Source organism: Embleya sp. NPDC059237 (assembly GCF_042754105.1).
In the GTDB taxonomy this organism is placed as follows: domain Bacteria; phylum Actinomycetota; class Actinomycetes; order Streptomycetales; family Streptomycetaceae; genus Embleya.
Genome location: NZ_JBHZAE010000001.1, coordinates 1,357,873 through 1,378,907 on the forward strand (window position 1 = coordinate 1,357,873; position 21,035 = coordinate 1,378,907).

The 21,035-nt window shown below is 71.7% G+C and carries 16 protein-coding genes; 7 read left to right on the forward strand and 9 right to left on the reverse strand.

Features of this window, described 5'->3' with window-relative positions; genetic code table 11:
* Window positions 1-258: 258 nt before the first annotated feature.
* The 3 genes from ACFXKZ_RS05945 (at window position 259) to ACFXKZ_RS05955 (ending at window position 2,324) form a co-directional block, all read left to right on the forward strand.
* Window positions 259-1,212 (forward strand): RimK family alpha-L-glutamate ligase, encoded by a 954-nt coding sequence (locus ACFXKZ_RS05945; protein ID WP_379996813.1) that lies wholly within the window; start codon window positions 259-261, stop codon window positions 1,210-1,212.
* A 72-nt stretch (window positions 1,213-1,284) separates the two neighbouring features.
* The gene (locus ACFXKZ_RS05950; protein ID WP_379996815.1) at window positions 1,285-2,094 is read left to right on the forward strand and encodes a RimK family alpha-L-glutamate ligase; all 810 of its coding nucleotides are present in this window, start codon (window positions 1,285-1,287) and stop codon (window positions 2,092-2,094) included.
* Window positions 2,095-2,165: 71 nt separating this feature from the next.
* Window positions 2,166-2,324, forward strand: coding sequence for a hypothetical protein (locus ACFXKZ_RS05955; RefSeq protein ID WP_379996817.1), 159 nt, complete (start codon window positions 2,166-2,168; stop codon window positions 2,322-2,324).
* A gap of 34 nt (window positions 2,325-2,358) precedes the next feature.
* Here the strand turns inward: ACFXKZ_RS05955 and ACFXKZ_RS05960 are convergent, their stop codons facing one another.
* Entirely contained in the window at window positions 2,359-5,511 is a 3,153-nt protein-coding gene (locus tag ACFXKZ_RS05960; RefSeq protein ID WP_379996819.1) for a BTAD domain-containing putative transcriptional regulator, read from the reverse strand.
* Between the two features lie 344 nt (window positions 5,512-5,855).
* Between ACFXKZ_RS05960 and ACFXKZ_RS05965 the strand changes: the two genes are divergently transcribed.
* Together ACFXKZ_RS05965 and ACFXKZ_RS05970 are read left to right on the forward strand one after the other, a co-directional pair.
* Window positions 5,856-7,079 carry a hypothetical protein gene (locus tag ACFXKZ_RS05965; protein WP_379996821.1) on the forward strand — a complete coding sequence of 408 codons (1,224 nt, stop codon included), beginning with the start codon at window positions 5,856-5,858 and terminating at the stop codon, window positions 7,077-7,079.
* A 95-nt stretch (window positions 7,080-7,174) separates the two neighbouring features.
* The gene (locus ACFXKZ_RS05970; RefSeq protein ID WP_379996823.1) at window positions 7,175-7,513 is read left to right on the forward strand and encodes a hypothetical protein; all 339 of its coding nucleotides are present in this window, start codon (window positions 7,175-7,177) and stop codon (window positions 7,511-7,513) included.
* Between the two features lie 9 nt (window positions 7,514-7,522).
* On the opposite strand, the gene ACFXKZ_RS05975 is transcribed toward ACFXKZ_RS05970, so the two are convergent.
* From ACFXKZ_RS05975 to ACFXKZ_RS05995, 5 genes are all read right to left on the reverse strand, one after another.
* On the reverse strand, window positions 7,523-9,664 hold the full coding sequence (locus ACFXKZ_RS05975; protein ID WP_379996825.1) for an ATP-binding protein: 2,142 nt from the start codon (window positions 9,662-9,664) through the stop codon (window positions 7,523-7,525).
* A gap of 174 nt (window positions 9,665-9,838) precedes the next feature.
* Window positions 9,839-10,795, reverse strand: a complete 957-nt coding sequence (locus ACFXKZ_RS05980) for an ABC transporter substrate-binding protein (protein WP_379996827.1) — start codon at window positions 10,793-10,795, stop codon at window positions 9,839-9,841.
* Window positions 10,796-10,872: 77 nt separating this feature from the next.
* Window positions 10,873-11,670: an ABC transporter ATP-binding protein gene (locus tag ACFXKZ_RS05985; RefSeq protein ID WP_379996829.1), complete on the reverse strand. Its 798-nt coding sequence runs from the start codon at window positions 11,668-11,670 to the stop codon at window positions 10,873-10,875.
* Complete coding sequence (locus ACFXKZ_RS05990; RefSeq protein ID WP_379996830.1) at window positions 11,667-12,794, reverse strand: FecCD family ABC transporter permease; 1,128 nt, start codon at window positions 12,792-12,794, stop codon at window positions 11,667-11,669. The genes ACFXKZ_RS05985 and ACFXKZ_RS05990 overlap by 4 nt, the downstream gene beginning before the upstream one ends.
* Window positions 12,791-13,762, reverse strand: a complete 972-nt coding sequence (locus ACFXKZ_RS05995) for a FecCD family ABC transporter permease (protein ID WP_379997320.1) — start codon at window positions 13,760-13,762, stop codon at window positions 12,791-12,793. The genes ACFXKZ_RS05990 and ACFXKZ_RS05995 overlap by 4 nt, the downstream gene beginning before the upstream one ends.
* A 206-nt stretch (window positions 13,763-13,968) precedes the next feature.
* Here ACFXKZ_RS05995 and ACFXKZ_RS06000 point away from each other — a divergent pair, with 206 nt between their 5' ends.
* Window positions 13,969-15,645, forward strand: a complete 1,677-nt coding sequence (locus ACFXKZ_RS06000; protein WP_379996832.1) for an amidohydrolase — start codon at window positions 13,969-13,971, stop codon at window positions 15,643-15,645.
* Between the two features lie 292 nt (window positions 15,646-15,937).
* On the opposite strand, the gene ACFXKZ_RS06005 is transcribed toward ACFXKZ_RS06000, so the two are convergent.
* Window positions 15,938-16,423 (reverse strand): hypothetical protein, encoded by a 486-nt coding sequence (locus tag ACFXKZ_RS06005; RefSeq protein WP_379996834.1) that lies wholly within the window; start codon window positions 16,421-16,423, stop codon window positions 15,938-15,940.
* Between the two features lie 163 nt (window positions 16,424-16,586).
* Here ACFXKZ_RS06005 and ACFXKZ_RS06010 point away from each other — a divergent pair, with 163 nt between their 5' ends.
* Complete coding sequence (locus ACFXKZ_RS06010) at window positions 16,587-17,348, forward strand: DUF4239 domain-containing protein (RefSeq protein ID WP_379996836.1); 762 nt, start codon at window positions 16,587-16,589, stop codon at window positions 17,346-17,348.
* Between the two features lie 188 nt (window positions 17,349-17,536).
* On the opposite strand, the gene ACFXKZ_RS06015 is transcribed toward ACFXKZ_RS06010, so the two are convergent.
* Window positions 17,537-18,334, reverse strand: coding sequence for an ABC transporter permease (locus tag ACFXKZ_RS06015; RefSeq protein WP_379996838.1), 798 nt, complete (start codon window positions 18,332-18,334; stop codon window positions 17,537-17,539).
* Entirely contained in the window at window positions 18,331-19,233 is a 903-nt protein-coding gene (locus ACFXKZ_RS06020) for an ABC transporter ATP-binding protein (protein ID WP_379996840.1), read from the reverse strand. The genes ACFXKZ_RS06015 and ACFXKZ_RS06020 overlap by 4 nt, the downstream gene beginning before the upstream one ends.
* Window positions 19,234-21,035 lie beyond the last annotated feature (1,802 nt).

The following is a 21,035-nucleotide window of genomic DNA, read 5'->3' on the forward strand; positions in this document are numbered from 1 at the left end:
ACCGTCCCCTTTTGCGCGAATCGGACAGTGGGTGGACCGGCTGTGTGGGGTTTGACCTGCTCTATGCCGGGGGGCGAGCGGAGGGCTGGATTCCTCTCTAGTCTGGGGCGATGAGGAATCGTCCCCCAAATGGCCCATGATGGTGGTCACGTGCGGAGTTTGGTGGGGTGTGTGCCGGTCGTCCGCGGCACGCGTGGCATGCTGTGCCGTCAAAGTTTCGCCGGATGGGGGAACGGCGGCCGTCCCGGGGGGAAATCGATGAAACTGGCCTTCCTGGTCGAGGAGCACTACCGCCATGACGGCATGCCGCTCGACGTGATCCGACAGCTCGACGCGTGGGGGCACCACGTGGACATCGTGCGTCCCGGCAGCTCACTGATCGGCCTGTCCGACCTGATCCGGGCCGGCTCGCACGACGCGTGGGTGCTCAAGACCGTCTCCGGCGGCCCGGGACTGGGTCTGCTGGAGGCCGCGGCGGCGCTCGGGCTCACCACGATCAACGACGCGCGTTCGATCCGGTCGGTCCGGGACAAGGCGGTGGCCGCGGTGATCGCGCGCGCACACGGGCTGCCCATGCCGGACACCTGGTTCGCCGCGATCCCGGACCTGCTCGGCGCGATCCCCGCCGACCGCTACCCGCTCGTGGTCAAGCCCGCCGACGGCAGCTCCGGCCGGGCCGTGCACCTGGTGTCCGGCCCCGAGGACCTGGCCGGCTTGGCCGCCGAACTGGTCGACGAGGGGCCGCTGTTGGCCCAGGAATACGTACCCAATTCCGGGCAGGACCTGAAGGTGTACTCCGTCGCCGGCGAGTTGCACGCCACCGTGCGCCGCTCGCCGCTGCATCCGCAGCAGCCCGTCCGGGAGAGCCGGGTGCCGCTGCCGCCCGGAACGGCCGCGCTGATGCAGCGAATCGGCGCCACCTTCGGCCTCGACCTGTTCGGGGTCGACATCATCGAGGGGCCGGACGGCCCGATGGTCGTGGATGTCAACGACTTCCCCAGCTTCCGGTGCGTGCCCGACGGCGTCGCCCGGGTCGCCCGCGCGGTACTCGACCTCGCGGCCGGAGGCACCGGCATCGGCACCGGGGCGGCCCAGGGTACCGGCCCGGTCACCGCCGTGCGTCCGCCGCTGCGCGCCAGGTCCGTGGTCACCCCCGCCCGCGCCGCCGCGAGCCCGATCGTGGACGCCGCGCCGGCCGCGTACGTCGGCTGACGGGGCGCGTGCACATTGCGGATCTGCCTCGTTACCGACCGCCCCGACCACCCGCTTCTCGCGGACACGCGCGTGCTGTTGACGCCGCGTCACGAGGTCGTCGCGGTCGACCCGGACACCGTCACCGCCGACCATCCGATCACCGCCGACGTCTACCTGCTCAAGGCCCGTACCGCCCGGGCGCTCGCGTTCGCCGAACGGGCCGAGCGGCATGGTGCGAGGGTCCTCAACTCGACGGCGGCCACCCACGCCTGCCTGGACCGGGTTCGGATGGCCGAACTCGCCTGGGCCGCCGGACTGCCGTTCCCGGACACCACCGCCTTCGCCTCGCCCGCCGAGCTTCTCGACACCCGACCGGCGTTTCCGTTGATGGTGAAGAGCCGACGCAGCCGCAGGGACGACCTGGTGGCCCGGGTCGACGACGCGCCTTCGTTGCGGGCGATGGCCCGGGAGTGGCCCAATGAGCCCATCGTGGCCCAGGTGTTCGTCGACAACGGTGGCTGGGATCACAAATTGTGGGTGGTCGACGGGCACGTTTTCGCGGGCCTGCGCCGCACCGCGCTCGACGGCCCCGCCGAGACCAAGCCGATCGCCCCGCAGGACCTGCCGACCGGCTGGGCCGCGCTCGCCCGCCGAGTGGGCGAGGCGTTCGGTCTCGACGTCTACGGCGTGGACATCCTGGAGGTCGACGGGGTCCCGTCGATCATCGACGTGAACGCCTTCCCGGGCATGCGCAACATGCGCGGCGCGCCCGAGGCCCTGGCGGAATTGGCCACCCGAACCGGAATGCCGCCGAATACCCGAATGTCGGCCGAGGCGGAGTTGTCCGCCTCCTGTCCGACCGGCGCAATGCGCGTGGAACGGGCAAAACCCGTCCGCTGATCCAAGGCCACTGCACACGTGTCGAAGACGGTGCGCGTCGACTGCGGCAATCGACTGCGAAGATCGCGGGCGTGCCGATAGGTTACGGATCCGTCGTCGATTCGGCGGATTCCGCCCCAACTTTTTGTGGGAAAGGCTGCACCATGGCGTTTTTTGACTTCTTTGCGACCTTCATGATGGGCGCCGGCGACTACCTGGAGCCGTCCACCCTGCTCCTGCTCCTCGCCTGAACCCACCACCCTCACCGGCCCCTCGCCACCCCCCTCACGCCTCACCGTCGATGCGCCGCAGGGCGGCCTTGGCCTCGTCCGCCTCGGCCGAGGCGGACGAGCCGGCCACCCCCAAGCGCTCATAGCCCGCCAACGCGGACGACCAGTGCGCACGGGCGGCGGCCGCGCCATCGATCGCCTCGGTCGTGCGAGCCAGCCCGGCCAGCGCCCGCGCCTCCTCCAGCGCCGTGCCCATCCTGCGGGCCAGATCCGCACTCGTGCGGTACTCCGCCCGCGCCGCGGCCACATCGCCCAGGTCGGAGTACGCCTGCGCGAAGCCCGCGGCGGCCCGCTGTCGGTGCAACAGGTCGCCGATTCGCTCGGCGATCTCGCGCCCCCGGGCGAAGTGCGCGAGCGCCTCGCCCGGGTCGTGCAGGGCCAGATGTGCGAGACCGACGTTGATCCGGGTGTCCGCCTCGGAGCGCAGATCGCTGATCTGCCCGTAGACGTGCAGCGCCTGCGCGTAACGACGCAACGCGGCGAGCGGATTCCCGCGTGCCTGTTCCACCTGACCGAGATTGTTCATGAGGATCGCGTATTCGGCCCGCGCATTGCTTTGGCGGGCCGCCTCCAGCGATTCCAGGTAATACCGCTCCGCATTGTCCAGATCATCCCGCAGCAGAAAGATCTCGCCGACGTTGTTGAGCACCTTCACCAATTCGCGCCGCTCGCCCAGTTGTTCATAGATGTCCCGTGCCGCGAGTAGCAGACCCGTCGCCCGATCGTATTTCCGCAAATGCCCGTTCAGCACACCGAGATGCAGCAGAATTCCGGCCCGGCCATGCGGACTGTCGATCTCCCGATGTATCTCCAGGGCCCGATCGAGGTGATCCTCGGCGTCCTGGAAACGGCCCGCCCGCAGGTGTGTGGCGCCGATCTCGGCCAACGCCTCGGCCCGGCCGCGCCGATCCTTCGCGCCCTCGGCGAGCATGAGCGCCTCGCTCGCGTCCAGGAACGCGGCCTCGTGGTCGCCCAACCGCCACTGGATGGACGCCCGTTCGATCAACAGGTGCGTCGCGGCCCGCGCCCTGCCCGGACCGGCCGCGCGCCATTCGTCGAGCGCGGCGGAGTACAGATCGCGCGCGAGCCCCCACGAACCCCACTTCAGCAGCGACCGCGCCAACACCTCGGCGAGGTGACGTGCGTGGTCGGACGCCACGCCCGTGACCGGCCGCGCCGCCGCGATCAGGTTGAACCGCTCCCGATCCAACCACTCCTCGGCCTCCCAGGGCGTCCCGAACGGGACTTCCGTCCGCCGCGCGGGCGCCGGCACCAGGCCCGATCGGCGCCCGTGCGGATAGGCCAGCCGGTCCGCCCGATCGGCGAGATCCAGATACAGATCGAGGACCCGTGTGACCGCCGCCATCCGCTCGGGCGCGGACTCCTCCCGGTACGCCGTGTGCAGCGCGAAGTCGTGCACGAGGTCGTGGAAGCGATATCGATCGTGCGCCGGTTCCTCCAAGAGATGCGATTCCACCAACTCGTCTATCCCGTAACCGACTTCGTCGGGCCCGAGACCACATATCGCCACTGCCGCGGTCCGGCCGACATCCGGTCCCGGATGCAGCGCGAGGCGCCGGAAGACGAGCCGCGCGACCGAACCCAGTTCCGTGTAGGACAGGTTGAACGCCATCGAGATCCCCGGCGGCGCGTCGATCACATCCAATGTGCGCGGTGCCTCGGCCAGTCGGGCCGCCAGATCGTGCACCCGCCCCGCGCGATGACGAAAACGATTCGCGGTGAGCTGGACGGCCAGCGGGTGATTACCGCACCGTTTCACGATCTCGGCGACCGGCGCGTGATCCGCCTCGGCCAACTCCCGAGACTCCTCGGCGATCCGGGTGAACAGGGCCGCCGCGTCCGCCGCGTTCGGCACCCGCAGGGACAACGAGCGCGCGCCTTCGAGATCGGTGAGCCGGCGTCGACTCGTCACCAGGACCCGGCAGCGCGGACTGCCCGGCAACAACAGCCGTACCTGTGCGGCGTCGCGGACGTCGTCGAGCACGATCAGCGCCCGCCGATCGGCCATCGTCCGCCGCCACTGCGCCGCCCGCAGATCGGGCGTGGTCGCCAGTTGCGCGCTCGGCACACCCATCTCGTTCAGCAGCGAGCCCAGCGCCTCGGCCGGTTCGATCGGCGACTCGTGCGCGTCGTGTGCGTGCAGGTGCAGATACAGGCGCCCGTCCGGATAGTTCGCCCGCATCAGGTGCGAGGCATGGATGGCCAGACAGGTCTTGCCCACTCCGGCAAGGCCGGAGATCACCGTCACCGGCAGTGCCGTCCCGACCTCGTCCTCGCGTAACAACTGGGCCAACTCGGCGCGGCGGCCGATGAAGTGCCGGGTGTCCCGCAGCAGCGTGTCGGGCGCGCTCGGCGCCGACCGCTCGGGCAGGGCCTCGCGCGTCACGGATCCACCGGACACCCGAGCGGGGATGGCCAACGCCGGATCCCGACGCAACAACCGGGTATGCAGCCGCTCCAGGTCCGGTCCCGGATCGGCGCCCAGTTCGTTGCTCAGTCGGGCCCGGGTGCGGCGATAGGTCTCCAATGCCTCGCCGTAGCGCCCGCATCGGTACAGCGCGAGCATCAAGTCGGCCACCACCGGCTCGGCGACCGGATGTTGCGCGGCCAAGTCGCGTAACTCGACGACGACTTCGGCATGTCGGCCGAGTCCGAGCTCCAGGTGAACACGTCGCTCACGGATCTGTCGGCGCTGCTCTTCGAGGCCGCCCCGGATCGTTTCGATCCACAACCCGGGCAGCCCGGCGAATGGCTGGCCGCGCCACAGGCGTTCGGCCTCGCGCAACAACTCCGCGGCCGACGCCGGATCCTCGGTGGCGTTGGCCCGTTCGCGCAGCAGCCGAAAGCGGCGGAAGTCGACCTCCTCGGGCTCCACCTGGAGCCGATACGTCCGGGAATCCGAGGACAGGCGGGTCGCGTGGCCGGTGGTGCGCAGGCGCCGGCGCAGTCGGGACACATACGTGCGCAGCGTGTCCAGGGATGTGGGCGGCGGCTCGTCGTCCCACACCCGGGCGATCATCGCGTCGGTGGAGACCGCGGCGCCCTCCGCGCCCAACAGCACGGCCAGCACGCATCGTTCCTTGATCGATCCCAGGGGCTGCCGGGCGTCGCCCACCCACAGTTCCATCGGGCCCAGGGCCCGGATCGATAGCACCGCGTTATCCCCCCGCCCCAGTCCCTCCTGGCCAACGCGCCCGGTGCCGAGGTGTCGTGTGACAACTGTGGCACGTCCTGCCACAGGGCCACCAGAAGACGACGGCCCCGATCCGTCCGGAAATCGCCCATCCGCAAGGGGGCATTCCGGTTGCGCATGGGTGATGCAACATGACTGCCGGCAACCTGCAAGGAATTCACCCCACCGGTCGGGGATGTCCCGGTTGTCGGCGGCAACGGCCGTTTCGACCCCACTGATCCGCTCGGCCACGGGGGAACGGGGCCCGTCCGGTGGTGACGATGCTCATGGAGGCGCGAATGACGATCCTGTCCGGCAGCGAGCCCAGACCCGTACCGGTCCGACCGGACGCGGCGCGGTGGACGACCCGATCGGCGGAGCGGGGGGTTCTGGTCGTGGTGCACAACGTCACGTCGGGACAACGCCTGATCGACGCGGTCAGTCTGCTCGAAGGAGACCTGCGGGTCCAGGTCTTCTTCACGATGGCACCGACGATCTTCACCTCGGGAGTCGCCGAGTTCCTGGACCGGCTCGGCGCCACCACGGTGCCGTGGCACCGGGCCGTGGACATGCGTTTCGACCTCGCGTTGGCGGCGGGGCACGAGGGACTGGCCGAACTCGACGCGCCCGTGGTCGTGATGGCGCACGGCGCGGGACACAACAAGCTGGTCCCCGCGCCGCGCGGCGGACGGATGGTGGCCGCCCGGGGGACGTACGGGCTGGCCCCGCAGGATCTGATCCGGGACGGTCGGTTGGTGCCGGCCACCATTTTGCTCGCGCACGCCGAGGAGTTGGCCCGGCTCGGCACGACCTGCCCCGAGGCGGTGCGCGCCGCCGTGGTGGCGGGGGATCCGAACTACGACTGCCTGCTGGCCAGTCGGGCGCATCGGGCGCGCTATCGCGACGCGCTGCGGATCGCGCCCGGCCAGCGGCACATCGTGGTCACCTCCACATGGGGCGGCAACTCGCTGCTCGGCCGCACCCCGGAGCTGCTGCACCGGATGACCACCGAACTGCCCCGGGACGGCTACCGGGTGACCGCGCTGATGCACCCGAACGTATGGAGCGGTCACGGCGCCTGGCAGGTGCGGTCCTGGCTGGCCGAGGCGTTGCGCGAGGGCCTGGTGCTGATCCCGCCGGAGGACGACTGGCGGGGCGTCCTGGTCTCGGCGGACTGCGTGGTCGGCGATCACGGTTCACTGAGCCTGTACGCCACCGCCACCGACGCACCGGTGGCACTGGCGACCTACCCCCGGGCGGACATCGATCCGGCCTCCCCGCTGGGCGACCTGGCGCGCTTCGCGCCGCGGATCCGGCACCGGCGCTCGATGCTCGCCCAGTTGTCCCGGATTCCGGCGGACCATCGGCGGGCGGACTACGCCCGGGTGGCCGCGCGGATCACCTCCCAGCCCGGGTCCTTCGCGGGAAACATGCGCCACCTGATCTACCGTCACCTCAAGCTCAAGGCCCCGTCCGCGCGCCCGAGGGTGCGGATCGCCGATCTGCCGGGGGCACCGCGATGACGGGGTGTGTGCCGGGCGGGGGCCCGGATCCGTTCCGGTGCCGGCCGGGTCGCGGCCCGGGGTCGGTCCGGTCGGCCGGGGCCGGGGCGGTCTCGGTGACCGTGGTGTTGCGGGGCGGTGATGGCCGGACCGTGGTCGACGAGCACGTTCGGGTCGAACTGCCGTCGCCGCGCGCGGCGTTGGCCGATGTGTTGGTGGTCGCCGACGGTGGGCGGCCGTCGTGGGCGGGACTGGGGGAGCGGGACCGGGAGTTGGCGGCGGCGCATCCCGGGGCCCTGGTCACGCTGATCGTCCGCGGGCCGAACCTGGCCCTGGTTCGGATCGGTGCCGCGTCGCCGGGGCGGGTACGGCGCGGCGACGCCGATCCGCCCTGGCCCCGCTATGCGTCGATCCTGCACGCGTTGACCGTTCTCAGCGCGGCGGGTCCGGGCTGAGCCGGACCGTCACCCCGGCGGATCGAGGCCGCGCAACCGCGCGCGTACCGTCTCGGCCGCCGGGGCCCGCACCGCGTCCAGCAGGCCCAGCGCCTCGCCGTACCGGTCCCGGGCCTCGGCGGCTCGCCCCTGTCGCTCGGCGGATTCGCCGAGCGCGGTGAGCACGTGTGCCACCTCCACGCTCGCGTTGTGTCCGCGCAACACCGCGAGCGCGGCGAGCAGATGCGGATCCGCCCGATCGGGTCGGCCGTCGGCCACCAGCCCTCGGCCGATCAGGGCCCGCGCCCGCGCGGCGTTGTACGCGTCGTCGACCCGCTCGAGCCCGGCATGTGCCGCCTCGGCGTGGGCGATCGCGTCGGCGGCCCGGCCCGCGCGCAGCGCCACATCCCCCCGATTGAAGCGGGCCAACGCGGCGGGACGCGGGTCGCCGAGGGCCAGACACCGGACCTCGGCCTCGCGAAACGCCTCGTCGGCCTCGTCCAGCCGATCCAGGCCCAGCAGCGCCAGACCGGTGTAGTTGCGCGCCCTGGCCGCCCCCACCGCGTCGCCGGACCCGGCGCACACCTCGGTCGCGGCGGCGAACATCTCCAACGCCCGGGCATGCCCGCCGCAGTCCAGCTCGCACAACCCGCCCGAGGTCAACATCCGCGATTCCGCCGCCGGGTCGGCACAGGCGCGGGCCGCCTCCAGGCCCAACCCGTGCGCCGCGCGGGCATCCTCGAAGTACTTGCCGCGCAGGAACAGCGGCCACAGCGCGTCGGTCAACTGCCAGACCACGCTGTGCAGTTCGGCGGTCGCGGCGGTGCGGATCGCGGCGACCAGGGTGACCCGCTGTCGCTCCAACCAGGCCAACGCCTCCGGACCGTCGGCGAAGTCCACCCGAGGCACCTCGGCGGTCGCGTAGTCCCGGGCCAGCGACCGGTGTTGGGGTTCGAGCAGTTCCTCCGCCCGGGTGGCCGTGGCCAGGTAGTGGTCCAGGATCGCGCGCAGTGCCTCTGTGCGTTCGGAGCCCGAGCGTTCGGACATCTTGTCCACCGCGTGTAGTCGGATCAGGTCATGGAATCGGTAACGTTCGTCGGCGGTCTCGGTGAGCAGATTACGATCGAGCAGGTCCTCCAGGACGGCCGGCGGCCCGTTCACCTGCCGGGTCCCCAGCACCGCCGTCGCCACCACCGGCCCGAAGTCCGGGCCCGGATGCACGCCGAGTCCGCGATACAGCCGCGCCGCCGCGTCCGGCAACTCGCGGTAGGAGACGTCCAACGCGGCCCGGACGGTGTGGTCGCCGTCCAGGGCCAACGCGTCCAGGCGCCCGCGCTCGTCCGCCAGGGCGCGCACCATCGTGGTGATCGGCCGGGTCGGCCGCGACGCCAGTCGGGCGGCGGCCACCCGGACCGCGAGCGGGAGTCGGGCGCACAGCTCGACCAACTCGGCGGCCTCGGCCGGTTGCTCCCGGACCCGGTCGTCGTTCATCGTGGCGGCCAGGAGCTGCACCGCGGCGGCCCGGTCGAGCGGTTCCAGCGGTACCGGCACACCGCCGTTCACCAGCAGCCCCGACAACCGGCCGCGACTGGTGACCACCGTGAGGTTGGCGCCGGCCGGCAGCAGCGGGCGGACCTGGGCGGCGGTCGTCGCGTCGTCGAGCAACACCGCCAGTCGGCGTCCCTCCGTCAACGAGCGGTACAGGCCGAGTTGTTCGGCCGGGTCACGCGGCACCCGATCCGCCGGCACCCCGAGTCCGCGCAGGAAGCCGCCGACGATCTCGCTCGGCACGGCCGGGCGTTCGCCGCCGTGGCCGCGCAGATCGGCGTACAGCCGGCCGTCGGGAAACGCGGCGTGCAATCGACGCAGCCAGGTCAGCGCGAGCGTGGTCTTGCCGACCCCGGGCTGCCCGCCGAGCAACACGAGCCGCGTCCCGGCCGCGCACAGCCGATCCAGCGCGTCCAGTTCGCGCACCCGATCGACCATCGGCGGGGCCGGCGGCAGTTGCCACGGCACCACGGCGGCGTCGGCGGGGCCGATGGACACGTGGATGCCCCCGTGTACCGTGCCCGCCTGCACGCTGGGTCCGTGAACCGTCCCGCCGAGTTCGTTGTGGCTGCCCACCGCCCCCGGCGACGGGCCGTTCGCGTGCCGATCGTCGACGCCCGACACGGACCCCCCGTTCGTAGCGGCCGAAACCGCCCGTACGCATGGCCGAATCCGGCCCCGGCGGACGGGCGGGCACAGTGGATGTTTGTCGCCGGACGAGATCGCGAAACATTTCGCACGGGTTCGCGGGGCTTCGTTCCCGGCGTTCCGGGAAACGACAGCTGCCCTCGCGTGGCCTCAACTCCGCTTCGGCAGCAGCCGTTCCAGATCGGTCAGGACATGGTCGGCGGCCGTGTAGCCGGTGCCGACCATCCAGTATTCGTCGTCCACCTCGTGTGCCCGACCGGCCTTGACCGCGCTCAGCGTCTTCCACAGCGGGCCGCCGGTGACCTTGTCGTGGTCGGTCTTGTCCTTCGGACCGTACGTGGCCACGAAGATCACGTCGCCGTCCGCCTGTTCGATCCGCTCGGCGCTCACCTCGACCATGAAGGTGTCGACGTTCTGCGCGGCCGGGCGACTCAAGCCGATCTCGCTCAGGATGGCGCCGACGAACGTGGCCTTCCCGTACAGCCGATTCTGGCCCGCGACGAAGCGCAACACGCTCACCTTCACCGCGCCCGGGTCGCCCTGCGCGCTGCCCAACGCCTTGGCCCGCGCGGTGAACGCGGCCACCACCCGGTCGCCCTCGGCCTTCTTGTTCAACGCGTCGGCGTCGAGCAGGAAGTTCTGCCGCCACTGGGTGCCGGCCTGCTCGGAGAAGACGACCGGCGCGATCCGGCTCAGCGCGTCGTAACGATCGGCGTCGCGGACCAGACTGCCCAGGATCAGATCCGGCTTCAGCGACTCGATCACCTCCAGGTTGGGCGCCCCGATCGCGCCGACCTCCTTGATCCCCGCCGTCTTGTCGCCGTGATACTTCGGGAACCCGGCGCCGGGACTGCCCACCACCGAACCCACGGGCTTGACGCCCAGGGTGAGTGCGGTGTCCAACTCGCCCATGTCGAGGGTGACCACACGCTTCGGCGTGACGGGGACCTTGACCACGCCCTTGGCGGTGCGCACCTCGCGGGTGGCGGCCGAGCCGGACTCGGCGCCCTTGCCGCCGTCGGCACCCTCGGAGGAGCACCCGGTCAGGACGAGCGCGGAGACCACGCCCAAGGCGGCGGCGACGCGGGACAGGGAGGCGGATCTCATCGGAACTCCTCGAAGAACGGCGGCGGGCGGCGACCGTGATCGCGCACGACCGGCGGGCCGAACGGGAAGCGCGTTCGCTACCCGATCTTTCGGGGTTGCCCCGGAACCACCATCGGCGCACCCGTCACGGGGCAGGGGATGACCACACAGTCGAGCCCGAAGACCTCGCCGACCAGATCGGCCGTGACGATCTCGCCCGGCGCGCCTTGGGCCACGATCGCGCCGGAGCGCATCGCGATCAGGTGATCCGCGTAGCGGCACGCCTGGTTGAGGTCGTGCAGCACGGCGACCACCGTGCGCTCGCGCGTGACGTTGAGCTCGCGGACCAGGTCGAGCACCTCCACCTGGTGGGCGATGTCGAGAAACGTGGTCGGCTCGTCGAGCAGCAGGATCCCGGTGCCCTGGGCGAGCGCCATCGCGATCCACACCCGCTGGCGCTGCCCGCCGGAGAGTTCGTCCACGTAGCGGTTGGCGAGTTCGACCACGTCGGTGCGCCGCATCGCGTCGGCCACCACGTCCTCGTCCTCGTCCGACCACTGCTGCCACCAGCGCTGGTACGGCTGCCGGCCGCGCGCGACCAGGTCGGCGACGGTGATCCCCTCCGGCGGCACCGGGCTCTGCGGCAACACGCCGATCCGCCGGGCGATTTCCCGGGTGGGCAGGTCGCGAAGCGCCGCGCCGTCGAGCAGCACGCTGCCGCCGACCGGCTTGAGCAGCCGGCCGAGCGAGCGCAACAGGGTGGATTTGCCACAGGCGTTCGGGCCGACCACCACGGTGACCCGGCCCGCGGGCACGTCCAGGTCCAGGTCGCGGACCACGATCCGGTCCTCGTAGCCCAGGGTGAGCTCCCGCGCGGCGAGCTGATGGGTGGTCACGAGGCGCCTCCGGAACGGGATCGGGTCAACATCCACAGCAGGTACGGGCCGCCGACCGCGGCGGTGAGCACGCCCACCGGCAACTCGGCGTCGGAGATCAACATTCGTGCGCCGATGTCCGCGACCACCACGATCAGCGCGCCGAGCAGCGCCGAACACACCAGCGGCACCTGGGGGGTTCGGGTCAGCCGGCGGGCCACCTGCGGCGCCACCAGGGCGACGAAGTCCACCGGCCCGGCGGCCCCGGTGGCCACCGACGCGAGCAACACGCCGACCACGACCAGGCCGAGCCGGATCCGGCCGAGCCGGATGCCGAGGGCGATCGCGGTGTCGTCGTCGAACCCGGCCGACCGCGACGCCCGCGCGGCCCACACGATCGCCGGGGTCAGCGCGAGCAACACCCAGAACAGCGGCTCGCCCTGGGACCAGCCGCGCCCGTTCAGGCTGCCCGACATCCACACCTTGGCCTGCTGGGCGAGGGCGATGTCGGCCTTGGTGAGCAGCAGGTTGGTGACCGAGTACAGGGCCACCGACACGCCCACGCCGATCAGCACGAACCGCTGCGCGTTCAGCCCGCGACGCCAGGCCAGCACGTACACCAGGAAGGCGGCGATGGTGCCGCCCGCCACGGCGGTGAGCGGGGTCGCGGTGGGCCCGCCGTAGCCGAAGACCAGGCCGAACACCACGGCCGCGGCGGCCCCGTGCGAGACGCCGATCACGTCCGGGCTGGCCAGCGGGTTGCGCGCCACGGTCTGGATCAGCGCGCCTGCGATGCCGAAGGACAACCCGACCAGGAGCCCGACGGTGGCGCGCGGCAGCCGCAACGTCTCGACCACGAAGCTGTCGTCGGCGCCGACGAGCACCTTGAGCACGTCGCCGGGAAGGATGAAGCGCTCACCCACACAGAGGCTGAGCAGGAATCCGGCCGCGAGCAGCACCGCCACGACGCCGGTCACGACGACGGAACGGCGATGCAGGAGGAAGGAGAAGCTCGGGCGACGGAGCAGGAGGTGACCGTAGGGGCGATAGCTCGGGTGGCCGGGGCGGCTCGCTCGGCTCGGGTGGCCGGGGTTGCTCCGGCGGCTCGGGTCGCTCTGGTTGCTCTGGATGCTCGGCTGCTTCATCCGGACACCACCGGCTTGCGGCGCACCAGTGCGACCAGGATCGGTACGCCGATCAGCGCGGTCATCGCGCCCACTTCGACCTCGGCGGGCGGGAACAGGACCCGTCCCAACACGTCGGCGACCAGCAGCAGGATCGGCGCGAGCAGCGCGGACATGGCCAGCACCCACCGGTGATCGGTGCCCACCAGGGCTCGGGCGGCGTGCGGAACGGCCAGGCCGACGAAGGAGATCGGGCCGGTCGCGGCCACCGCGACGCCGGTCAGCACGGTCGCGCCGAGGCCGCCGAGCACCCGGATCCGGTTCACCTTGTGGCCCAGGCCCTTGGCCACGTCGTCGCCCAGTGCGAGCGCGTCCAGACCGCGCGCGGTGGCCGCCACCAGGAGCACGCCCACGCCGAAGAACGGCAACATCTGCCAGGCCACCTCGTCGGTACGCCCGGACAGCGAGCCGACCAGCCAGAACCGGTACTGGTCCAGAGTGCCCTGATCGGTGGTCAGCACCATGGTGATCACCGCGCCGAGCGTGGCCGCCAAGGCCTGCCCGGACAGCGCCAGCTTCACCGGCGTGGCACCGCCGCGCCCCCGCGCCGCGACCGCGTACACCAGTACCCCCGTGCACAGCGCACCGGCGAAGCCGAACCAGACGTAGCCGGTCAGGCTGCTCACCCCGAACACCGCGATCGCGGTCACCACGCCGGCGGCGGCGCCGGTACTGATGCCCAGGATCCCGGGCTCGGCGATCGGATTGCGGGTCAGCCCCTGCATGCAGGCGCCGGCGATGCCGAGGGACGCGCCGACGAGCAGGGCCACGACGGTACGCGGCACCCGCATCGAGTTCACCACGATGGCGTCGGTGGAGTCGCCGCCGTGCACGAGCGCGTCGAGCACCACGCTCGGGGCGATGCCGCGACTGCCCACGGCGAGGCTGAGCAGACACGCGGCGGCCAACACGAGCAGCACCGAGGCCATCAGGAGGGCTCGGCGCCGCGTCGTTCGACCCCGCGTCGGGAGGACGTTCACTGGAGCAGGTTAGGCTGGCCTAATATGTCCGGCCCAGGCGGGGGGCGGGTTCGGCGCGGGTCTCACGCAGGGTCGCCACGCGACTGCGCCGACGCGTGCGCGGATCGCGGGCGAGGGGTTGCGTCGGGCGGTGTGAACGCCTAGGAGTGAGCGTCATGACCATGACCTTGTTCCGCGGCACCATCCGCACGGGTGCGGGTGCGGGTGCGGGTGCGGGCTCCGGCTCTGGCGCCGGCTCGGGTTCGGGCTCGGGCTCGGGCTCGGGTTCGGGTTCGGGTTCGGGTGACACCGATGCGCTGGCGGTGCGCGACGGCCGGGTCGTTGCCCTGGGTGCGGATGCGCTCGCCCTCGCGTCCGTCGCCGACGAGATCGTCGACCTCGGCGACGGCCTGTTGCTCCCGGCGTTCGGGGACGGACACGCACACCCCCTCTTCGGCGGCCTTGAACACTTCGGGCCGCGGATCAAGGGGCTAACCGGTGTCGAGGCGATCGCCGCCGAGGTGGGGCGCTGGGCCGCCGAACACCCGGACGAGGAATGGATCGTGGGCGCCAGTTACGACCCGACCCTGGTCCCGGACGGCGAGTTCGACGCCCGCCGGCTGGACGCGGCGGTGGCCGACCGGCCGGTGGTGTTGCGGGCGTACGACTATCACACGGTGTGGTGCAACACCGAGGCGCTGCGCCGGGCCGGGGTCGGCGACGCGACGCCGGAGCCGCGACTGGGCCGGATCGTACGGCGCCCGGACGGCTCGCCGATGGGCACGCTGCGCGAGTGGCACGCGTGCGACCTGGTGCTGGATCGGGTGCCGGGCCGGCCGCTGGACGAACTGGTGGACGCGCTGCGGGTGGCCGGCGAGGCGTACGCGAGCGCGGGGCTGACGTGGGTTCAGGACGCCTGGGTGGAACCGGAGATGGTGCCGGCCTATGTCGAGGCGGCGCGGCGCGGGACGTTGGCGTTCCGGGCCAACCTGGCGTTCCGGGCCGATCCGGATCGTTGGCGCGCGCAGCGGGCCGAGTTCGTCGCGGCGCGGGCGACGGTGGCGGCCGAGGGCGGGCCGCTGTTGTCCGCGCGGACGGTGAAGTTCTTCGCCGACGGGGTGATCGAGGGCGGCACGGCGGCGATGTTGGCGCCGTACTGCGACGCGCCGCACAGTTGTGGGATGCCGGTGTGGACACCGGCCGCGTTGGCCGCGGCGGTCACCGCGTTCGACGCGGACGGGTTCCAGGTACACATCCACGCGATCGGCGACGCGGGGGTGCGCGCCGCGCTCGACGCGATCGAGGCCGCCGCGTCGGCCAACCCGGAATGGGATCGGCGGCCGGTGATCGCACACGTACAGATCGTCGACCCGGCCGACCTGGTCCGATTCGGCCGGCTCGGGGTGATCGCCAACTTCGAGCCGCTGTGGGCCCAACTCGACCCGCTGCAAGTGGAGTTGTCGATCCCGCGCGTGGGTGCCGAGCGGGGCGGACGGCAATACCCGATGCGCGGTCTGCTGGACTCGGGCGCGCCGGTGTCGTTCGGCAGCGACTGGCCGGTGAGTTCGCACCGGCCGATGGAGGGCATTCAAGTCGCGGTCACCCGACGGACGTTCGAGGGGGCGCCGGAGCAGGGTTGGGCGCCGCACGAGCGGTTGACGGTGGATCAGGCGCTGGACGCGTATACCGACGGGGTCGCCTATCAGGCGTTTGCGGACGACCGGCGGGGTCTCATGGTGGGCGCGCCGGCCGATGTGGTGTGGCTGAGCGCGGATCCGCGCGGGGTGGATCCGATGACGCTGCGGGAGGTCGCGGTGCGGGGGACGTGGTTGGCGGGGGCGCGGACGTACTGAGCGGGTCGCGGGTCGCGGGTCGCCCTACCTCTGCCGTTCTGCCCTACGACTCCCGCTCCATCCCACCCACCGATTTTTGGGTAACTTTCGGATGGCTGTGCATATTTGGTCGGCGGGTGACCCGTTCGAGTGAATTGAAGGGCTATTCGGGCCAAAGCCGATGATTTGACGAGACGATCGCTGCCATGAGCGCATGGGGTCGGGCGCGCCGGTGGGGGTGCGTGGTCGGGGCGGGGGCCTTGTTGGCCGCTCCGGCGAGCGTCGCGTGGGCGGGGTCGGGTGCCGGTGGTGGTCATACGCCCGGAGCGCATGTGGATGTGTGCGTTTCGATCGGTGGGTCGCCCGGGGCGAGCGTTCGGGTCGATGTGACGCCGGCCACCGGGCCGCCGACCGGGGGGATCGGGCTCACAGTCGATTTCCGGTTGTTGCGCAACGGGTCCTGCCGGCCCACGGCCGGCCCCAGGCCGACGCCCACGACGCCCAGGCCCACCACGCCCAAGCCGACGCCGCCTCCGACGAAGCCGACGCCGGTGCGGAGCACGCCGGCTCCGCCGGTGGAGCGCGCGACGCCGATGGCGCTGGTCGTACCCAAGACGACGCCGCCTCCGGCGCGGACGACGCCACCACCGCCGCCGACCACGCCGCCGCCGACGACCCCGCCGGTGGTGGCCCCGCCGCCGCTGCAACCGATCGCGGTGCGGCGGCCGTTGGCGCGGCCGGCTCCGGCGCCGCCTCCGGTGCGGGGGAACTCGCTCGTCACCACGACGTTGCTGATCACCGCGCCCGCGATTCTGGCCGGTGCCGCGCTCAAGCCGCGCGGCCGGGCGGGGGCGCGCGGATCGGGTGGCGGTGGCGGCGGGCGCGGCTGAGGCGCCGAGTTCGCCGCCACCCCGGCTTCCGACTCCCTGGATCCCTTGCCGTTTTTGCCCCGGAGGTCATCCGTGACGCATTGGGTTGTACTGGCACTCGCGATGGTCGCGGTGTGCGCGGTCGTCCTCTCCGTCGTCGTGCTCAAGCAGCGGCGGTTGCCGGACGACGACGACCCGTCGGCCACGCCGGACGTGCTCGAATACATGACGATGATGATCGGCGTCGTCTACGCGATCGTGCTCGGTCTCGCGATCGCCGCCGTGTGGGAGGGGCGGAGCGCGGCCGAGGACGAAGTGCGTCACGAGGCCCAGGCGTTGCACGAGGTCAGTGAGCGGGTTCGGGTCTATCCGCCGCAGGTGCGTGATCAGATCCGAGCGGACATCGACGCCTATGTGAAGTACGTGGTCAAGAACGAATGGGGCTACATGGCCGACCACGGCGAGTTGTCCCCGCGCGCTTCGCAGCTGTTCGCGACCGTACGCAACGAGGTGACCGACTACGCGCCGCAGGGCGACCAGGAAACGCAGATGTACCAGCCGATCCTGGACCAGATCGCGATCGCGGACGACGCGCGTCAGGCACGGGGTGGGCAGGCGGGCGCGTCGATGCCGGGGCTGGTGTGGTTCGGCCTGATCACCGGGGCGATCGTTACGGTCGGGATGATCTTTACGCTGCAGATCCGCAGATCCGCACCGGAGTTGATCGTTGCGGGGTTGTTCAGTGCGTTGATCGCGTTCCTGCTGTTCCTGATCTGGGACCTGGACGCACCCTTCGGACAGGGGATGACGGCGGCCTCGGACGCGTTCGTGTCGTTGTTCCCGGGGGCGAAGTAGGGGCGAGGGGGGAGAAGGGTCCTGATAACGGGCCCACTGGATGGGCTGCCCTCCTGAGGTCCACTACTTGCCGAGGTCCACTGCCCCGCCGAGGTCCGCTACCCCGCCGAAGTCCACTGCCATGCCGACGGGCCCGCCGTGCGGCGCCGCGATCACCTGCTCGGCGAGACCGTCGATCGTTGGGCGGGTCAGTGCACTTCGGTATGGATGACGCGGTAGGTGCCGACGGCCAGTGGGGTGAGTAGCCAGATGGCCATTGTGGTGGTCAGCCTGGCCCATTCGACGCCGCTGATACCGGTGCCGTAGAGCGGGTCGAGGGCCGGGCCCGGGTTGACCCAGCGATTGACGGACTCCATCGCGGAGACGAGGTCGGCCAGGATCCCCAAGACGCTTGGCACCATGAAGAAGGTGACGATCGCGAGCGGGGCGTTCAGGAACAGCACGCCGAACGCCACGCCCAGGGTGATGCTCAGGATCGCGGCGAGCAGCACCGAGGCGAGCATCGGGCCGGGGATGGACCAGTTTCCGGCGCCTCGGTCGGTGCAGCCCGCGACTGCCCGACCCAGCGTGGCGCACAGCAGCCCGAACACGACGCCGAACAGGGCCAGGACCACCCCGGCCGCGACCTTCGCACCGAGCACGCGACGCCGATCGGGGACCAGGGCGAAGGTGGTCAGCGCCGTGCGCTGGGACCATTCGGAGGTCACCGCCAGGATCCCGACCACCGGGAACAACACCGCCACGCCGGCCTGCGAGGAGGTGAGGAACGACCGCCAGGTGCGGTCCTCGCGGGGCGCGGCGGTCAGGGTCACGACGACGAGGGCAACGGCGGCGAATGCGACCACGGCGAGCAGCCAACGGCCTGCGCGAGTGTCGGTCATCTTGCGCAGCTCGACCTCGGTCAGCCGGAGGAGAGTCGTTGCGGCGACGGGCGCGGCGGCGGTTGCAGTATCAGTAGCGGTAACGGGTGCGGCGGCGAAGGTCACGACCCGACCTCCTGCGGGACGGAGCCGAGTCGGCTCAGGAACATCTGCTCGAGTCCTTCGTGTTCGGCGGGACGCAGTTCGCGCAGTACGACCCCGGCACTCGCGGCGGCGCGGCCGACCGCCTCGGCCGAAGCGTCGACCAGGAAAGTGCCGGTCGGGTCGGTCGGGTGGTGGGACAGGCCGGCCGTGGTGAGCGCGGCGTGCAGCGCGGCCGGGTCGAGGGCGGCGACCAGGGTGCCGGCGGGGGCGGTGAGGAGTTCGCCCTTCGTGCCGTCGGCCACGACACGCCCCTTGGCGATCATCACGATGCGATCCGCCACCGCCTCGATCTCGCGCAGTTGGTGCGAGGACAGCAGGACGGTGCCGCCGCGGTCGGCGAAGTCGCGGAGCAGGCTGCGCATCTGGAAGACCCCTTCGGGGTCCAGGCCGCTGGTGGGCTCGTCCAGGATGAGCACGGCGGGGTCGCCGAGCAGGGCCTGGGCGACGCCCAGCCGCTGACGCATCCCGAACGAATAGCCGCCGACCCGACGCCGCGCCGCGGGTCCGGACAGGCCGACCAGGGCGAGCAGTTCGCCGACGCGGGCCCGGTCCACGTCCAGGATGCGGGCACACAGGGCGAGCGTCTCGCGGCCGCTGCGCCCCGCGTGCTGGGCGCCGGCGTCCAGCAACACACCGACGTGGCGCCCGGGATTGGCCAGTTGCCGATACGGAACACCCCGGATGGTCGCGCCCCCGCCGCTCGGCGGCGTAAGCCCACAGATCATCCGCATCGTGGTGGACTTCCCTGCCCCGTTGGGCCCCAGGAACCCGGTCACGGTCCCCGGCTCACACCGAAAGGAAACCCCGTCGACGGCAACGTGCTCCCCGTAGCGCTTGGTCAATCGCTCGACACTGATCATGCCCCCAGCCTGACCACCCCAGACGGCCCCCCACAGCGCCCAACGGTCCACACTCGCCGGCCTTGGTCTACACCTCACCCAACCAAGGACACACCGGCAAATGCCGGACGGCGCGGTCGGTTGGGCCGGTGGGGCGGGGGCGGGCCTGAAGGAAGGGCGTGGCCAGAGGACATCGAGAGCGCCGACGCCGAGCAGCCTGAAACGGCGCATGGGCGCCGGGCGGCCGGGGTTCTCAGGCGAGAGGTTGCGTTGCCCCGGAAAGGGCGCCGGCGCCGGCGGCGACTGTGGCGTGTGGCGGTGGCGGCAGACTGCGCGGGCGGGCGGCGGGGTCGAGCGCGCTGGGATGCGTCCCCGAGTAGGTGGGGCGTTTCCGGCGGGCGCTGCGCTTGCGGTTGCGGTTGCGTGTGGCTGATGCGGGGCCGGTCAGAGTCGGTGGTGGGCCGCCGCCGGCGTGCGGGGCTGCGAGACCTGAAGCTCCCGACGAGACAAGCGTGTTGGTCGGCGAAAAAGCGGCCGGCAGCGGCGGGCGGGGTGGGTGCTCGGGTTGGGTTCGCCGGGTGTGCGTTCCCGAGTGGGCCGGGTGTTTCCGGCTCGCGTTGCGCCTGGGGTTGCGGGTGGCTGGTGCGGGGCCGGCCAGAGTCGGTGGTGGGCCGCCGCCGGCGTGCGTGGCTCCGAGACTTGGGGCTCCCGACGAGGCGGGTGTGTTGGTCGGCGAAAACCGGCTGGCCGCGGGGGAGCAGAAGGGCAGCCGGGTTGAGTCCGCCGGGACGCCTTTCCGAGTGGGTCGGCCGGTTTCCGGCGGGCGTTGCGCTTTTGGTTGCGGGTGGCCGGTCCGGGGCTGGTCTGAGTCGGTGGTTGGCCGCCGCCGGCGTGCGGGGCTGCGAGACCTGAAGCTCCCGACGAGACAAGCGTGTTGGTCGGCGAAAAAGCGGCCGGCAGCGGCGGACGGGGTGGGTGCTTGGGTTGGGTTCGCCGGGTGTGCGTTCCCGAGTGGGCCGGGTGCTTCCGGCGGGCGTTACGCCTTGGGTTGCGGGTGGCCGGTGCGGGGCCGGTCAGAGTCGGTGGTGGGCCGCCGCCGGCGTGCGTGGCTCCGAGACTTGGGGCTCCCGACGAGGCGGGTGTGTTGGTCGGCGAAAACCGGCTGGCAGCGGGGGAGCAGAAGGGCAGCCGGGTTGAGTCCGCCGGGACGCCTTTCCGAGTGGGTCGGCCAGTTTCCGGCGGGCGTTGCGCTTTTGGTTGCGGGTGGCCGGTCCGGGGCTGGTCTGAGTCGGTGGTGGGCCGCCGCCGGCGTGCGGGGCTGCGAGACCCGAAGCTCCCGACGCGATTTGCGTGTTGGTCGGCGAAAAAGCGGCCGGCAGCGGCGGGCGGGGTGGGTGCTCGGGTTGAGTTCGCCGGGGAGCGTTTCCGAGTGGGTTGGGGTGATTGGGGGCGTTTGGAAAGGGGTTGGGGTTCGGAACCGGATCGCGGTGTGTGGTTTCGGGCTTCGGGCTCTGATCACCTGCGGTTTTGCGGGGTCGGGGGGCACAGTTGGGCGTCGAGTACCGGTTTCGTGCGCTCCGACGCCCTCGACGCCACTGTGGGGCCGAAACTGCGCAGTGGACGTCGACTTCGCGTGCTGCGCCCTCACAAAGGCCATCGAGGAGACCGAAAGTGCCCAGTGGAGGTCGAAACCGGATCCCGAGGCACCCGCAAACCACTCCCAGCAACGCTGACCTGCGGTTTTCTCTCACCCAAAGGCTGCGGCACTCCACGGGATCCGGTTTCGTGAACCGACGCCACCCACCACCCACCGAAATTACCCG

Excerpts from the sequence above, each read along its gene's own strand:
- ACFXKZ_RS05945 (WP_379996813.1), top strand. The coding sequence starts at position 259 with ATGAAACTGGCCTTCCTGGTCGAGGAGCACTACCGCCATGACGGCATG.
- ACFXKZ_RS06020 (WP_379996840.1), bottom strand. The coding sequence starts at position 19,233 with ATGATCAGTGTCGAGCGATTGACCAAGCGCTACGGGGAGCACGTTGCC.
- ACFXKZ_RS05960 (WP_379996819.1), bottom strand. The coding sequence starts at position 5,511 with ATGGAACTGTGGGTGGGCGACGCCCGGCAGCCCCTGGGATCGATCAAG.
- ACFXKZ_RS05995 (WP_379997320.1), bottom strand. The coding sequence starts at position 13,762 with ATGGCCTCGGTGCTGCTCGTGTTGGCCGCCGCGTGTCTGCTCAGCCTC.
- ACFXKZ_RS05990 (WP_379996830.1), bottom strand. The coding sequence starts at position 12,794 with ATGAAGCAGCCGAGCATCCAGAGCAACCAGAGCGACCCGAGCCGCCGG.
- ACFXKZ_RS05965 (WP_379996821.1), top strand. The coding sequence starts at position 5,856 with ATGACGATCCTGTCCGGCAGCGAGCCCAGACCCGTACCGGTCCGACCG.
- ACFXKZ_RS05980 (WP_379996827.1), bottom strand. The coding sequence starts at position 10,795 with ATGAGATCCGCCTCCCTGTCCCGCGTCGCCGCCGCCTTGGGCGTGGTC.
- ACFXKZ_RS06000 (WP_379996832.1), top strand. The coding sequence starts at position 13,969 with ATGACCATGACCTTGTTCCGCGGCACCATCCGCACGGGTGCGGGTGCG.